Origin of the sequence: Nostoc sp. DedQUE02 (assembly GCF_034531035.1) — a bacterium.
Taxonomy (GTDB): Bacteria; Cyanobacteriota; Cyanobacteriia; order Cyanobacteriales; family Nostocaceae; genus Nostoc.
The window spans coordinates 41,915-55,595 of record NZ_JAVRBY020000004.1 but is presented as its reverse complement, the minus strand read 5'-3'; the positions used below and the strand labels follow the sequence as shown (position 1 = coordinate 55,595).

At 40.7% G+C, this 13,681-nt stretch carries 11 protein-coding genes and 1 other RNA gene; 5 read left to right on the top strand and 7 right to left on the bottom strand.

Annotated features, from left to right (window positions below; genetic code table 11):
• Positions 1 to 30: 30 nt before the first annotated feature.
• The 5 genes from RMX98_RS05655 to RMX98_RS05635 all read right to left on the bottom strand — a co-directional run bounded on the left by RMX98_RS05655 (position 31) and on the right by RMX98_RS05635 (position 7,953).
• Positions 31 to 5,451, bottom strand: a complete 5,421-nt coding sequence (locus RMX98_RS05655; protein ID WP_322678859.1) for an AAA family ATPase — start codon at positions 5,449 to 5,451, stop codon at positions 31 to 33.
• Positions 5,452 to 5,587: 136 nt separating this feature from the next.
• Positions 5,588 to 5,771, bottom strand: a non-coding RNA gene (ssrS, locus tag RMX98_RS05650) — 6S RNA.
• 60 nt (positions 5,772 to 5,831) lie between these two features.
• Positions 5,832 to 6,998 (bottom strand): 5-(carboxyamino)imidazole ribonucleotide synthase, encoded by a 1,167-nt coding sequence (locus RMX98_RS05645; protein WP_322678901.1) that lies wholly within the window; start codon positions 6,996 to 6,998, stop codon positions 5,832 to 5,834.
• A complete protein-coding gene (locus RMX98_RS05640; RefSeq protein ID WP_322678902.1) occupies positions 6,995 to 7,486 on the bottom strand; it encodes a pentapeptide repeat-containing protein in 492 nt (163 codons plus the stop codon). The genes RMX98_RS05645 and RMX98_RS05640 overlap by 4 nt, the downstream gene beginning before the upstream one ends.
• Before the next feature lie 314 nt (positions 7,487 to 7,800).
• Positions 7,801 to 7,953 carry a lmo0937 family membrane protein gene (locus RMX98_RS05635; protein WP_322678860.1) on the bottom strand — a complete coding sequence of 51 codons (153 nt, stop codon included), beginning with the start codon at positions 7,951 to 7,953 and terminating at the stop codon, positions 7,801 to 7,803.
• A 523-nt stretch (positions 7,954 to 8,476) separates the two neighbouring features.
• On the opposite strand from RMX98_RS05635, the gene RMX98_RS05630 reads away from it, so the two are divergent.
• Complete coding sequence (locus RMX98_RS05630; RefSeq protein ID WP_322678861.1) at positions 8,477 to 8,800, top strand: hypothetical protein; 324 nt, start codon at positions 8,477 to 8,479, stop codon at positions 8,798 to 8,800.
• A 424-nt stretch (positions 8,801 to 9,224) separates the two neighbouring features.
• On the opposite strand, the gene RMX98_RS05625 is transcribed toward RMX98_RS05630, so the two are convergent.
• On the bottom strand, positions 9,225 to 9,710 hold the full coding sequence (locus tag RMX98_RS05625; RefSeq protein ID WP_322678862.1) for a beta-lactamase hydrolase domain-containing protein: 486 nt from the start codon (positions 9,708 to 9,710) through the stop codon (positions 9,225 to 9,227).
• A 462-nt stretch (positions 9,711 to 10,172) separates the two neighbouring features.
• Here RMX98_RS05625 and RMX98_RS05620 point away from each other — a divergent pair, with 462 nt between their 5' ends.
• The 4 genes from RMX98_RS05620 to RMX98_RS05605 all read left to right on the top strand — a co-directional run bounded on the left by RMX98_RS05620 (position 10,173) and on the right by RMX98_RS05605 (position 12,930).
• Positions 10,173 to 10,676, top strand: coding sequence for a GNAT family N-acetyltransferase (locus RMX98_RS05620; RefSeq protein WP_322678863.1), 504 nt, complete (start codon positions 10,173 to 10,175; stop codon positions 10,674 to 10,676).
• Positions 10,677 to 10,789: 113 nt separating this feature from the next.
• Positions 10,790 to 11,404 (top strand): TetR/AcrR family transcriptional regulator, encoded by a 615-nt coding sequence (locus RMX98_RS05615; protein WP_322678864.1) that lies wholly within the window; start codon positions 10,790 to 10,792, stop codon positions 11,402 to 11,404.
• 313 nt (positions 11,405 to 11,717) lie between these two features.
• Positions 11,718 to 12,098: a DUF120 domain-containing protein gene (locus RMX98_RS05610; protein WP_322678865.1), complete on the top strand. Its 381-nt coding sequence runs from the start codon at positions 11,718 to 11,720 to the stop codon at positions 12,096 to 12,098.
• Positions 12,088 to 12,930, top strand: a complete 843-nt coding sequence (locus RMX98_RS05605) for a class I SAM-dependent methyltransferase (RefSeq protein ID WP_322678866.1) — start codon at positions 12,088 to 12,090, stop codon at positions 12,928 to 12,930. Before RMX98_RS05610 ends, RMX98_RS05605 begins: the two co-directional genes overlap by 11 nt.
• Here RMX98_RS05605 and RMX98_RS05600 read toward each other — a convergent pair.
• Positions 12,908 to 13,633 carry a gamma-glutamylcyclotransferase gene (locus RMX98_RS05600; protein WP_322678867.1) on the bottom strand — a complete coding sequence of 242 codons (726 nt, stop codon included), beginning with the start codon at positions 13,631 to 13,633 and terminating at the stop codon, positions 12,908 to 12,910. The two genes, RMX98_RS05605 and RMX98_RS05600, sit on opposite strands and share 23 nt — an antisense overlap.
• Positions 13,634 to 13,681 lie beyond the last annotated feature (48 nt).

Below are 13,681 nucleotides of genomic sequence, written 5' to 3'. Positions count from 1 at the left end.
TTATGCATTGCGAGGAAAATCGCAAATTCCTTAAAATACTGGAATCTCAATGACAAATTCTGTTCCTTCGCCAAGCACAGAATTGCAACTCAACCGCCCATCATGGGTTTCCTCGACAATTTGACGAGCGATCGCGAGTCCTAATCCTGTTCCTTTCCCAACCTCTTTGGTTGTAAATAGGCGATCGAAGATCCTTGCTCTAATCTCCTCTGGCATCCCCTGACCGTTATCTTTGATGCGAATTGCCACCATGTTTTGCTCATTGGATACTTCGGTTTTAATCAGTATTTGGTGATGATTCGCTTGGGCTTGAGCAAAAGAAAGCTCCTCGCAGGAAGTATCTAAGGCATCAATGGCGTTAGCAAGGATGTTCATAAATACTTGATTTAACTGTCCTAAAAAGCACTTAACTGGTGGTATTTTTCCGTATTCAGTAATGACTTCAATTGCTGGACGTTTTTCGTTAGCTTTGAGGCGATACTTCAAAATCAACAGGGTACTCTCAATCCCTTCATGGAGGTTACAAGCAACTTTTTCGGTTGTATCGGCTCTGGAAAAGGTGCGGAGACTGATGCTAATATCTTTGATCCTTTCTGAAGCCACCTTCATCGAGTCTACTAACTTTGGTAAGTCTTCAGTCAAGAATTCTAGGTCAATTTCTTCGCCATGCTCAATGACTGCGATCGCCGGATTGGGATGATGTTGTTGGTAGCATTGGATATGGGCGAGTAAGTCTTGAATATAGTCTTCGGCATTGTTAAGGCTGCCTTTCAAAAATCCAATGGGATTATTAATTTCATGTGCCACCCCAGCAACCAAATTACCCAAGATTGCCATTTTTTCATTTTGCACCATTTGTAGTTGCGTATGCTCAAGTTCTTGTAGCGATCGCTCTAACTCTTGGGCATAATTTTGAGATTCTTGATAAAGACGGGCATTTTCTAGAGAGATGGCAGCTTGAGTGCATAACAGTTGGATAACTTCGGTGCGATCGCTCGTAAATGCACCAATTGTCAACCTATTTTCCAGATATAGTAACCCGATTAATTGACCATGACGCAAAATCGGCGTACACAACACACTTTTGGGTTGTTGCTGCATCAAATATTGGTCAGTAATAAAATCGTTTTTTACTGTTGCATCATCCAGCACCACAGTTTTTAAGCTGTGTTTGACATAGTTTATCAGTGTAATCGGAATGCCTTCGCTGGTTGACAATGGTGTAGATACCAGAGTTACTCCTTCATTGATAGTGGCTACAGCTTCAACCATCAAGTTGTCCTGTTGAAGTACAAGTAATGCAGCTTTTTGTGCCCCGGCATTTTCCATCACTACTTGCAAAAGAGTAGTGAGCAACTGCTCTAATTGAATTTCACTGGAGAGAACTTGTGCGGCTTTAAAGATGGTGGCAAAATCGAGTGCTTCCGAAATACTGCTGCTAGAAAGATTTGTGTGGATGGTTTGATGAAGAAATGATGATGCATCGACGGTTGAACTCTGTTGAAAGCGATGATACTGCCCTTGTAAGATGGGAGCCAGAAGTCGAGGATAGCGTTTTTCTAAATCCTCAGTTTTGGCTTTAGCGCCCCAACGAGCATAGCAGTAATAAGCTTCTTGCATATAAACTTGGGCGATTTTTTCTTTGCCCCAGTCGAGGTAGAACTTGGCAGCTAGTTCATTGCTCAAGGCTTCTTCTTGGATATATTGGTTTTCTTTCGCTAGAGTTATGGCGCGATCGTACAATTCTATTGCTGCTATTTTTTCGCCTAAAACCCGATGGCGTTCTGCTTCTACCAAATCAAATTTGTGCTGGAAATTCATCGGTGCAAAGTTGGCTCGAAACTGCAATTTTTCCTGGTTTTCGCCAACCTTTAAGAGTAATTGTTCTTGTTGAGATGGTTCAGCCGTTGGATAGACAGCCAGACGAGACAGAGAATCGTAGTAGTAGAAAACAGGCACAGATAGCATTCCTGCGCCACCGTTGAGGTATTGCTCTCCCTGATTTCCATTTTCAACTGCCGCCGGAAAATTCTCAAACAAATAACTGAGTGTTAACTTACTTAAGAAAAATACATGGAGTGTTAATTCGTCATTTTCTTTAATGAGCGCAGATAATAGTTGTTCATCTCGATCATCTTCACCAATGAAGCGCTCTGTGCGATCGCTAGATTCGATTAAATTATTAATGCTTTGAAAAATTATATTCGACCAATTTAATAAACGCTGATTTTGGGCAAAATTAGACTCATAGGCTTTGATATCTGCTAAGAGAATTTCCAAAACTTCTGTGCCACTTAAATAGACATAGAATAACTTGAAAATCATCGATGCCAGTACATGAAAAAAATCGCCTGTTTCTAATCCAAGACTATGGGATTCCTGTAATAAACTAATTGAGGTGCGAACATGTTGTTTATTACATTGATTCAATGCACCCACCTTAAATAGAGTCATGCTTTGAACAGATTTTGCTTGAAATCTATCCACAAGTATTAAAGCTAGCTGACCAAATTCGTAGCCTGACTCGAGTTGGTGACAAATATTAAGTACAATTCCAAAATCTGCATATCCTGGTGCAGAAAGTGGTGCATTGCCGTATTTAAGAAATAAATTCACCTCTTCGCAGGCAATAATTGGGAACAGATAAGGGGCAGTTTGGTGGATGGCGGGAGCAATACTAGCCATAATCCGCAAAGCAACCAAAGCTTTGGGATCGTTCATCAATGGCAAATCAACCAAGCCCTCAATACTTCTGGCTGCCAAGATGGAGAGCGTGTTAACTACATATTGCTGAATGTCTGGAGGTGTTACTGATTCAGGTAATGTTACCCCAAGTTGAGCCAGAAGTTCGCGTCCAGTTGCGATCGCTTTGAATGATTGATTCCGTACCTGATAAGCTTGGAGTTGAACTTCATAAACTTTCACTCTATCTAGTAAGGTGGTTGTTTGTTCGATGACAACCTGGATAAGAGATTCCATCTGCTCAAATTCATTGTTGAGAAAGGCAGCTTCGGCAGCTTCCTCGTATAAACTTCGAGTCAATTCGTAGGCGATTTCCCAACTATTAATCGGTAGCAGCTGCATTCCAGAATAGAAGTAATGAATTGCTGCACCATAAGCGGTAGATTCTTTCGCTTTTCGACCAGCATTCAGATTTAATTGAGCTAATTGTTGACGTTCAGCCGGTTGGGTAATTAACAATATTCCTCGATTCAACTGACTGACAATCTCAAAAATCCGCTCCTCTTGCTGTGATTCAGAGGTATTTTGCAAGAGTAATTGACCAATTTTAAGATGGGTAAATTGTTTCTCTTCATCTGGAATTAGAGAGTAAGCCGCTTGCTGCACGCGATCGTGTAAAAATTTATAGGTGGGAATTTGGAAATTTGAATTTAAGGGACTTGAGTCAGAATTATGTTCATTATCTTGAAAAAATTTATAAACTTCACTAGTAGGTAAAACTAACCCTTCTTGCAAAGCTTTCCATAAAGATGCTGCCGTTTCGGTTTCCGATTGTTCCGAAACAAGTGCTAAAGTTAACAAATCAAAAGAGTTGCCAATACACGCGGCTAATTTCAACACATTTTGCGTTACATCTGGTAACTTTTGCAAATGTAGCGCTACGAATTCTACAACATCATCGGTAAGAGCAAGTGCTTTCACAGCAGCAATATCACATTGCCAGTAACCTTGAACAAAATTAAAAGTAATCAGTCCATCTTCATATAATACTTTGAGAAAGTGCGTTGCAAAAAATGGATTTCCTTGAGTTTTTTGATAGACGAGTTGCGTTAGTGGTTGGGCAGTTTTACTCGAACAACTCAAGGTATCAACCACCAATTTATTTAAACTAGCTTTACTTAACGGAGCTAAAGTAATGCTGTGGATTGTCGCATTGACTTTACGAATCTCCGCTAAAGTCAACATCAACTGATGTGCGGTAGATACTTCATTGTCTCGATAAGCGCCAATTAAAAGTAAAGCTCCACTTCCTAACTCGCTCATCAACAACTGCATCAATTTGAGCGATGCAGAATCAGCCCACTGCAAATCATCGAGGAAAATTACTAATGGATGTTCTTTTGTAGTGAATACCTGAATGAATTTTTGAAAGAGTAAATTGAAGCGATTCTGGGCTGCACTCTGTGAAAGTTCCGTTGCAGGTGGTTGTTGACCAATAATTTGTTCTAGTTCGGGAATTACCTCAAGAATGACTTGCCCTTCATGCCCCAGCACTTGTAAAATTTTATTTTTCCATGTTGACAAATGGACATCACTTTCACTCAGTAATTGTCCCATTAAGTCTCGAAATGCCTGCACAAAAGCGGAGAAAGGAATATTCCGATTAAATTGGTCAAATTTGCCTTTGATGAAGTAGCCCCGTTGCCGGACAATAGGTTTGTGAACCTCGTTAACTAAAGCAGTTTTACCAATACCAGAAAAACCAGCCACCAGCATTAGTTCTGTTTGGTTGTTGCTAACGCGTTCAAAGGCTTTGAGCAGAGTTTCAACTTCATGCTCGCGCCCATAGAGTTTTTCTGGGATAATAAAGCGATCGCACACATCCCGTTGGGCAATTGGGAAACTTACAATCTTACCCGTTTCCTTGAGTTGAGCTAAACAATTTTCTAAATCATATTTCAGCCCAAATGCGCTCTGATAACGTCCTTCGGCATTTTTCGCCATCAGTTTACTAACAATCGATGAGAGTACAGGCGCAATTTGCGAATTAATTTCATGTACTAAAGGCGGAAGTTTGGCAATATGACAATGTACCAATTCCATTGGTTCGTGCGATTGAAATGGTAATTGCCCTGTTAGTAATTCGTAAAAAGTTACACCCAAAGAATAAAAATCAGTACGGTAATCAATCCCCCGATTCATCCTTCCAGTTTGCTCTGGAGACAAATAGCCAAGTGTCCCTTCTAAGACATTAGGACTTATGAGGCTTTGAGTTTCTCGTGGTAATAAAGATGCAATACTAAAGTCAATTAACTTAACTTCTCTGGTTTCTGGATTAATTAAAATATTGGCGGGTTTAATATCTTTGTGAATGACCCGATGACGAATTAGAATATCTAATGTATTGCACAGTGCGATCGCTACTTGTAAAAACTCAATCAGAGCTTGTGGTGTTTCCCCTATTCTCCTATTCTCTACTCTGTCTTGCCACTGCTTTAAAGAAATTCCCCCAAAGTCTTCCATCACTAACACATAGCCATTCTGATAGGGTTCCAGACTATAGGTTTGGATGATTCCAGGTAGATTCAAATTTTTGGCAATGGTGAACTGGTTGCGAAACTGTACCAATTCGCTAAAGCTGGGATAAGCAGTTTTCATCAGCTTAATCACCACGGATTTTTGGTCAGTTTCTCGATTAGCACGATAAACCAAAGTTCGAGAACCGTTGTAGAGTTCTTTGCTAACTTGATATCCGGGAATGCTGACCATAGGGCTTAATTCTTGAAACCTCAGTATCTAGGTTTCCCAAAAATATGGCAATCTTGACTGTCAGTTTGCTTATTTTAAATTGATTGAAATAATTAAAGCTCCCAAATTCTAACTGACTTTGGGAGCTAATAATTTTAAGTTCACCGCGACGCCGTTTTACCTAAGTTTATGACCTGGGTTTATCCAGGTGGGAACCTAAATTCCTCGTTTAAAGTTTCCGGGTACATGCCCGGTATACTGCCACGAGAACAGTTGACTCCCTTGTCATTAAAGGCATAGATCAAAAAACTTGATGGCAGTCACCAACGTCGTAGTGCAACTCACTCATTATAGCTTTTCAAAAGATGTTGTGTGTTCAATATCGAAACTTTCCGATCTATTTACCTGGGATACCAGATAGATTCTATGGTGTGGGCGATGTTATTGGCGTATGCACCTGCCGATTCTCGATTTTGATTATCCAGCAAAACGGTAACGTGTCCCAACTTTCGCCCAGGACGTGATTCTGTTTTCCCGTACCAGTGAACGTGCGCCTGGGGAATTTCTGCTATTTGTTGACGCTGGCTTTGGTAGTCGCTGTGAGAATTTTCATACCCCAGCAGGTTCACCATCACAGCACCAGCGCACTGCAAAGCCGGATTTCCCAAAGGTAAACCACAAACGGCTCGAAGATGCTGCTCAAACTGAGAAGTTTCGCAAGCGTCAAGAGAAAAATGCCCAGAATTGTGGGTACGCGGTGCAATTTCATTTACCAATACTTTGCCATCAGCCTTGAGAAATAGCTCAATTCCAAAAATTCCCACTACTTCTAAGCTATTTAATAGAGTATGTGCGATCGCTTGGATTTCTGCTACTTGATTAGACGTAATCTCTGCTGGCGCAATCACCCGCCGACACACTTGTTGTTCTTGTTGGGTTTCCACTACTGGATAAGTGACAATTTCCCCCTCCACAGAACGAGCTGCAATTATTGCTAGTTCTCTTTCAAAAGGAACAAATTCTTCTAACAAGAATAGTGATTGATTTAAAGTTTGTGTTGTGGTTTCATCACTTAACTTTTGCTCTAAAGTAGCAAAATCATGAATTATGAAAGTACCTTGACCATCATAACCATGACGGCGGGATTTCAAAACTACTGGAAAACCTAGATATTCTATTTTTGATTTGAGATTTTCTACCTCGTCAAGAGCGAAAAATTGAGGAACTGGTAAGCCCAAGTCGCGTAAATAGCAACGCTGATGATATTTATCTAAAAGAGGAGCTAAAGCTTCTAACTTTGGACGAAAACAAACGCCTTGCTGTGCTAAACCAGATAAAGCTTGCAGATTAACAAATTCGTTTTCAAAGGTGATGATATCGCATTTTTGAGCTAATATTTCCGTAGCACTTGCATCATCAACTGGCGCAAAAACAGTTTCCTGAGCGATTGACACGGCCGGGTCGTGAACGCTTGGAGTTTGTACTATTAATTCTACTCCTAGCTTCTGTGCTGCATCCGCCATCATCCAGGCTAGTTGTCCGCCACCAATTACACCAACACGCTTCATTGACATCCTAGAGAATCACGAGTTTGCACGCCTGTTTTGGAATTTACACCACTGGCTTTTTCGCACAGTTCTTTGATTTGCGCTCTATCCAAAATTGCATCTGTAAAATCTGCACCGTCTATATTTACATCATTAAATATGGCGCGGAGCAAAAGAGCTTCTTTGAAAACTGCATCGCTCAAATCGGCCTTAGTCAAGTTTACCTGATCGACCATTGCATTCGTTAAATCCGCTCCGTGGAGATTTGCTTTTGTCATCACCGAAGCGCTCATGACTGCTCCCCGTAAGTCAGCATTTGTAAAGTTAGCCAATTCCATATTGGCGTTAGAAAACTCCGCAGCTTGCAAACTTTCACCAGAAAAATCACGTCTTGATAGCTCTGCATTGCTAAATGAAAGAGGATGAGTCCAGTCTACTGCCTGTGCGGGATCAGCCACGCACCAGATAATAATTCCAAAAAGGAAGGCCAACCCTTGCCGCCATAACATATCGAGAGTTAATTTGGTGTCTAATCGCTGCATTTAATTACCGCATTTGAATATTAGCAAGATTGGATCATCTTAATTGAGATTCCCAGCCTTGCTACTGGACTTGGGAAACGTGTATTTCCCTAGCTTAATATTTTGTAACGCAAAAAGGGCGGATGCATAGCCTGTGGTAGACATAGCTTCTCACCCTTAGTAGCTAGAGAGCGGCAATATAGCGTTTCCTAAGCAGCTTAGGTACACTGAAATCTTTTGAAACAAGGTTACTTAGTTAGTAACTTTGAAAACTTACCTTACTAGATCGGGAACCACTATATTTACACATCACGCGCTTTGAAAAAATTATAGATAGCCAGGGCGATCGCTAACAGCAACACTGCATGAATTAAACTTCCGGCAATATGAAATGCCAGTCCTAATGCCCAAAAAGCAATCAATACAACAACAATACCCCAAAGTATACTCAACATATATTTGATTTAAATCAAGTGGGTTCTTATTTCTTTAGATATTTTACTCCTAGCTTCACTTTGATTCTATTTACCCTTAGAGAGGTATAGAAATTTAAATCATCTTCCTTGAGAAATAAAATTAATTAAAAATTTATCTTTTGACCTTACACGCAATTCTATTTCCCCTTTAACTGAGCCTACGTTTATAAATTTATTTACAATTCTTCATTCTTCGATTTGAATTTCAAATATTAAAGAATTTTATTAAGCAGTAATACTCATGGACTTATTTACAATCCTTGACTTTCTATTATTCAAGTAAAGTTTGTTGTCTTTTAAATTCAACAGCCCCCATGAACTGTTAGTCTTTTAATTAATGAAAGCAAGGTTTGAGCGTAATTATATGCTTCTCAATTGCTTAACAAAGCTTAAAGCTCGATAATTAGCGTTAATTTTATAGCGATTAGTTAGTTTTTCAGGAATCTCCAAGAGTTTACATTCACCAAGTACACAACTTCTACAAACCGAACTCCCAAACCCGATGATGAATCATTACTCACTTCAATGGATTGAAGCATGGTGCCAAGAAAATGGCTGGACAGATTTATTTGTTGAGCGACGTAACAACTTCTGGGCTTTCCCTCCGGGTGGGGTAATGCCAGAACCAATTCCAGTTCATGTTCTCAGATTGATTAAAGCCGAAAAAGGACTGACTCTTGAAGAACGATTGTGGTCAATGTCCGCAGTAACTGGCACAATCTTAGCTGTTCTTTTTACCTTTTGGTTTCAGTCGCCAATGCCATTAGTTTTAGCTTTCGCTTTTAATGCTGTTACGGTGGCTCAATTTGAACTTGAAGATGTCTAAATTTTTATGTTGGGCTTTGCTATTAAAAACTGCTCTTGTCTAATTTCAGCAAGAGCAGTTTTTAATTTTTAAGAAGAAAGAATTCAAGAGTCAGGTGGTCGCCGAGCCTGTCCTGACTTGTGCCGAGCGAAGTCAAGGTAGCGTAGCCGTTGGCGCACTTGTACTGAGCGACTTGTGCCGAGCGTTCGCGTAGCGTCTCGTAGAGAAGTCGAGGTAAGCCGAAGTAGCCTTTCGTAGAGAAGGGCGCAGTCGAGGTGAGCCAGAATGGGCTAAACGCCTCGTTACCGCTAACAGAATTGAATTCTGTGCGACTCGCTACGCGCAGCACGAACGTAGAGAGCATCTTAATTCTGAATTCTTCTTCAATGATTTGTATAGCAGCCTTCTAGTCTATTAGGACATAACAATTAGAAATTACTAATACTTAAGAACAGCTAGCAGGTATAGCTATTTTTGCGTGTTTGTTAACATAGTCCACAAATAATTGCTTCAATCGGGGACTAACACCAGCGTGTTCAAAGAATCCAAAGCCGAGATTCCTTGCTTTTGCTAAGGTTTCCTCTGGCGTTAATCCTTCCTGGATAGCGATACTCAACAGTGCAATTCCAGTCGATCGCATCCCGGCAGCACAATGCACAACTGCTGGTTTTGGGATTTGTTCGAGTGTCGTGAGGATTTTGGTAATCACCTCTTCATTCAAATTTTTCAGATCCACCTTGAGTGGAACATTTTGATAATACAGCCCCAATGCTTCTGCTACTTTTTGCTCATCTTTGGAAAATCCTAGTTCATCAGGCGATCGCAAATTGAGAACAGACTTAAAACCCTCTTGAATAGCTTGTTCAAGCTGTTTCGGTATGACTTGTCCTGTTGTTGTCAAGTTTTCGTTAATTTGTATAGCGTTGATCACATTCACTCCTTTTAACTTTCTAATATCTGCCAGCTTGCTAAATACTGCAAGGGAGCAAGCTTTAAGCAGATATTCAAAATAAACACAACAAAAGTAGCCAAATATCACAAGATATTGCTTGATTACTTCAAAATTTGTCTTTTGAAGTTGGTTATTTTATTGCTTTATCCATAATATACGGTTTACCGATAGAATTAGTGTTGATTAAAGCTTATTATACTATTTACCGATATAATTACCGTAGATTATATTTCAGGAGTTATACTACTGGGCAAGTTGGGGGAGCAATTGGATCGAGATTTTCGCGAACAAGGGTATAAATAGAACAATTCTTCTTTTTAAACTGGACAAATGGCCCAGAACTAAAGTTTTCATTCATACTGCTTTCCCCCTGCCCTCCTGCCCCCTGCTCCCCTGCTCCTCTGCTCCCTACCCCCTACCTCCAATGCCAGCCCTGAACCTATGACCGCCAACGAAATATCTCTTCGACCTGCCCAAGAAACAGATGCGTGGGTGCTGAGTGCAATTCATATTGCTGCTATCAAAGCTCTACCTGCAACTTTCTACACTCAAAAAGAACTTTTAGCTTGGCGCAATTACCGCGATAAACCTGATGGTTCAAATATCTTGAAGAGTATGAAAACCGAATCTTTCTGGGTTGCGATCGAGAAAGATGTTGTTGTTGGTTTTGCTAGTTTCATTGTTGATGAACTCATCGGGTTGTATGTTCACCCTAAATATCAAGGTAAAGGTATTGGACGTGCTTTAGTTCAACATTTTTGCGATGAAGCAACTGAGCAAGGTATAGATAAGGTAATTACAACCGCTAGCCTTTATGCTGAAGGGTTTTATTTACGACTAGGATTTACTGCCATTCAAAAAGCACCTCATTATTTAAGAAGTGGGATAGTTGTTCCAGTTACTAAAATGAGTAAAACATTAGTTACCGCAACCAAATCAATTTGAGAAGGTAAATATTTTCAATAATTTTAAAAATGTTGGCATCAACACTATTTTTCCTAAATTATCACCACTTTTTCTACATAATCTATGATGAAAGTAAGTACTTGCCAGTATAAATGCATAAAACCACCCGTTCATCAAATCTCACCCGTACACGTTTGATAGAAGCCGCCTTGCAGGTATTTGCCAGTTTAGGTGTTCAAGGAGCAACTACCCGTGAAATAGCTCGTGTTGCTGGTGTGAATGAGGTGACTTTATTTCGCCACTTTGCTAGCAAAGAACAACTTCTCTTAGCAGTAATGAAGAATGCCTTGGCACTCCAGACAGAAGCCCTTGCATACCCCGAAGCGTGGACACAGGATTTAAAAATTGATTTAAAACAGTATGCTCATCTCTACAATACTATGCTAGAGACACAGGAGGACTTAATTCGTACCTTCATTGGAGAAGCCAAACGTCATCCAGAGGCAGCTAAACAAGTGATTCAAGAAGCTGCCAAGCCCTTAGGGGAAAAACTAGTAGCTTACCTGCAATCGAGTCAGAAACGAGGCACTGTCAGAGCAGACCTCGATCCATTTCCGGCTGTCGATATGTTCACAGGAATGCTGTTAGCTGGAATGCTATGCCGCAGTGCAAAATTCAATGAAGGCAACTATAGCTGTGAGGACTATATCGAAACCTGTGTAGATATTTTTGTGCGCGGTATCAGTACTACTCCCCTTGAAAGTTGATACAAATAGGGAGCAGGGGAGCAGGGGAGCAGGGGAGCAGGGGGTAGGGAGCAGGGGGAATATTAAGTATTTCGTAAAAGCTAAAAAGTAATACCACTTTGAAAAAAGAATGCGACAGATACGTACGGACATACCTTTGTTGTGTCTGGCTTTCTTAATTTTGAATTTTGAATTTTGAATTTTGAATTGGTATAAGTTGTTTCTGTACGAGTCGCTAGTAAAGCTACTTCAGAGAAAATAGATTTAGCGATCGCTACTGCCTAATATGTTCAATAAATATAAATACTAGCCTAATTTATCCAAATAAAAATAGATGAAAATATTCCAAGGTAAAGTTGTCAGTGGTTTCGGAAACTTTTCTTACTGGATTGATAAACTCCAGGAATATTACTTGAGAAAAACCGGAATGAAATTCTTTCCTGGAACTTTAAATATTCAATTAGATCGACCTTATCATCTCCCGAAAAATGTTGTGCGTCTGGAAAAGGAAGAGTATAGAGGGACTGTTTCTGTGAGTATTGTTCCCTGTAAAATATTTGGCAGAGATGCTTTTATCTTAAGAACTGACAAAAACAATACTGAAAATGGAGATCATCCAAAAACAATTATTGAGATAGCTTGCGATGTGAAACTACGGGAGCTATATAACCTTAAAGATAATGATTTGATTGAAGTTGAGATTCATGATGTCTGATTTATCTGAATTAAACAATCTGCTTGGAGATGAAGCGTTAATCCATTACGCGAGTGGTCGAGAGCAAGATCGGTTATCAAAAGGTGCAGGTTTGCTGGAATTAGCGCGAAGCCAAGAACTTATTAGCCGCTACCTACCGCCTCCTCCCGCAGTGATTTTCGATGTTGGCGGTGGCGCTGGCGTTTATTCTTTTTGGCTTGCTCAACAAGGCTATGAAGTTCATCTCATTGATGCGGTTCCTTTGCACATAGAGCAAGCCCAACATTTGTCTCAAGCTCAACCGGAATATCCTTTAGCTAGTTTGGCTGTTGGAGACGCTCGGCAACTGAATCGAGCGGATAATAGCGTTGATGCTGTACTCTTACTTGGACCTTTGTATCATCTGACTGAACGCACAGATCGGATTATTGCTTTGCGTGAAGCGCATCGGATCTTAAAAACTGGAGGTTTTGCTTTTGCTGCGGGAGTTTCTCGCTTTGCTTCAACCTTAGATGGATTATTTGGCGGACATTTAGACGATCCTGAGTTTGTAGAGATTGTTAAACAGGATTTGATTGATGGTCAACACCGCAACCCAAACAACCATCCTCGCTACTTTACAAAAACCTTCTTTCATCATCCAGAAGAACTCAAAGCAGAGGTCGAAGAAGCGGGTTTACATTCTGAAAAGATTTTAGCGATTGAAGGGCCAGGGTGGTTATTACAAAACTTTCAGGAACACTGGAATGATGTCGGTCGCCGCGATCGCCTTTTAGAAGCGATTCGTTGGTTAGAAACCGAACCGTCCATACTGGGGATGAGCGCTCACATCATGGCTGTTGCTCGGAAATAGGTGATAAAGTAGAGCTATCGCCACTAACTAAAAGCGCTTGTTGTTTTGCCAGAACTTGTTCGCGTAACAAAAGTAATTGTCTATCTTTAATGCCTTCGCTGATTAATCCCTCAACAGTTTTCATCAGATAATCAGCGCAGGAACCCAATTTTCCCGAAGCGGTAGCAATGCTATTAACAGTGGTTGTTAATGGTATCTTATGAGCGTATCTGGGATGTTGGCGATTAGCAACAAAAGCGATCGCTGGAAATTCCTGCGTACCGTCAAATACCTTCACCCAACGAGCAATGTAGACACCAGCTAACATCTCTCGTCGCCAAATCAGCAGTAATTCGGATGGGACATCAGCAGCAGCAATCCGATAAATAACGCCACGACAGCTACCACCCCGATCGAGTCCTAAGAGTAATCCGGGATTTTCTGGAGTACCGCGACCGAGGATCATCCATGTACAGAAACGCCGATGCCAACCATAAACGATCCCAGGACGGCGCTCTACGTATGCGATCAAGGGATTCCAAATCAGCGAACCGTAGGCAAATATCCAGATATCAGAATTTGGTGGCTGCTGTTGTAGTGTTTCATCGAGCGATCGCTGTAACTCATCTTCGCTCAGGGTAGTTAGCTTGATTCCAGAGTGTGATGCTTCTAATAGTCTGGTCTGTATGTTTCCGGCTTCGAGGTCGCTACGACTGAGTGACATAATAATGTAGATTAAGTAAGTCGTCGTGAATATTTATCGTCAGGGCAA

Coding starts and splice junctions, on each gene's coding strand:
- RMX98_RS05655 (WP_322678859.1), bottom strand. CDS start 5,451: ATGGTCAGCATTCCCGGATATCAAGTTAGCAAAGAACTCTACAACGGT.
- RMX98_RS05645 (WP_322678901.1), bottom strand. CDS start 6,998: ATGAAGCGTGTTGGTGTAATTGGTGGCGGACAACTAGCCTGGATGATG.
- RMX98_RS05640 (WP_322678902.1), bottom strand. CDS start 7,486: ATGTTATGGCGGCAAGGGTTGGCCTTCCTTTTTGGAATTATTATCTGG.
- RMX98_RS05635 (WP_322678860.1), bottom strand. CDS start 7,953: ATGTTGAGTATACTTTGGGGTATTGTTGTTGTATTGATTGCTTTTTGG.
- RMX98_RS05630 (WP_322678861.1), top strand. CDS start 8,477: ATGATGAATCATTACTCACTTCAATGGATTGAAGCATGGTGCCAAGAA.
- RMX98_RS05620 (WP_322678863.1), top strand. CDS start 10,173: ATGACCGCCAACGAAATATCTCTTCGACCTGCCCAAGAAACAGATGCG.
- RMX98_RS05615 (WP_322678864.1), top strand. CDS start 10,790: ATGCATAAAACCACCCGTTCATCAAATCTCACCCGTACACGTTTGATA.
- RMX98_RS05610 (WP_322678865.1), top strand. CDS start 11,718: ATGAAAATATTCCAAGGTAAAGTTGTCAGTGGTTTCGGAAACTTTTCT.
- RMX98_RS05605 (WP_322678866.1), top strand. CDS start 12,088: ATGATGTCTGATTTATCTGAATTAAACAATCTGCTTGGAGATGAAGCG.
- RMX98_RS05600 (WP_322678867.1), bottom strand. CDS start 13,633: ATGTCACTCAGTCGTAGCGACCTCGAAGCCGGAAACATACAGACCAGA.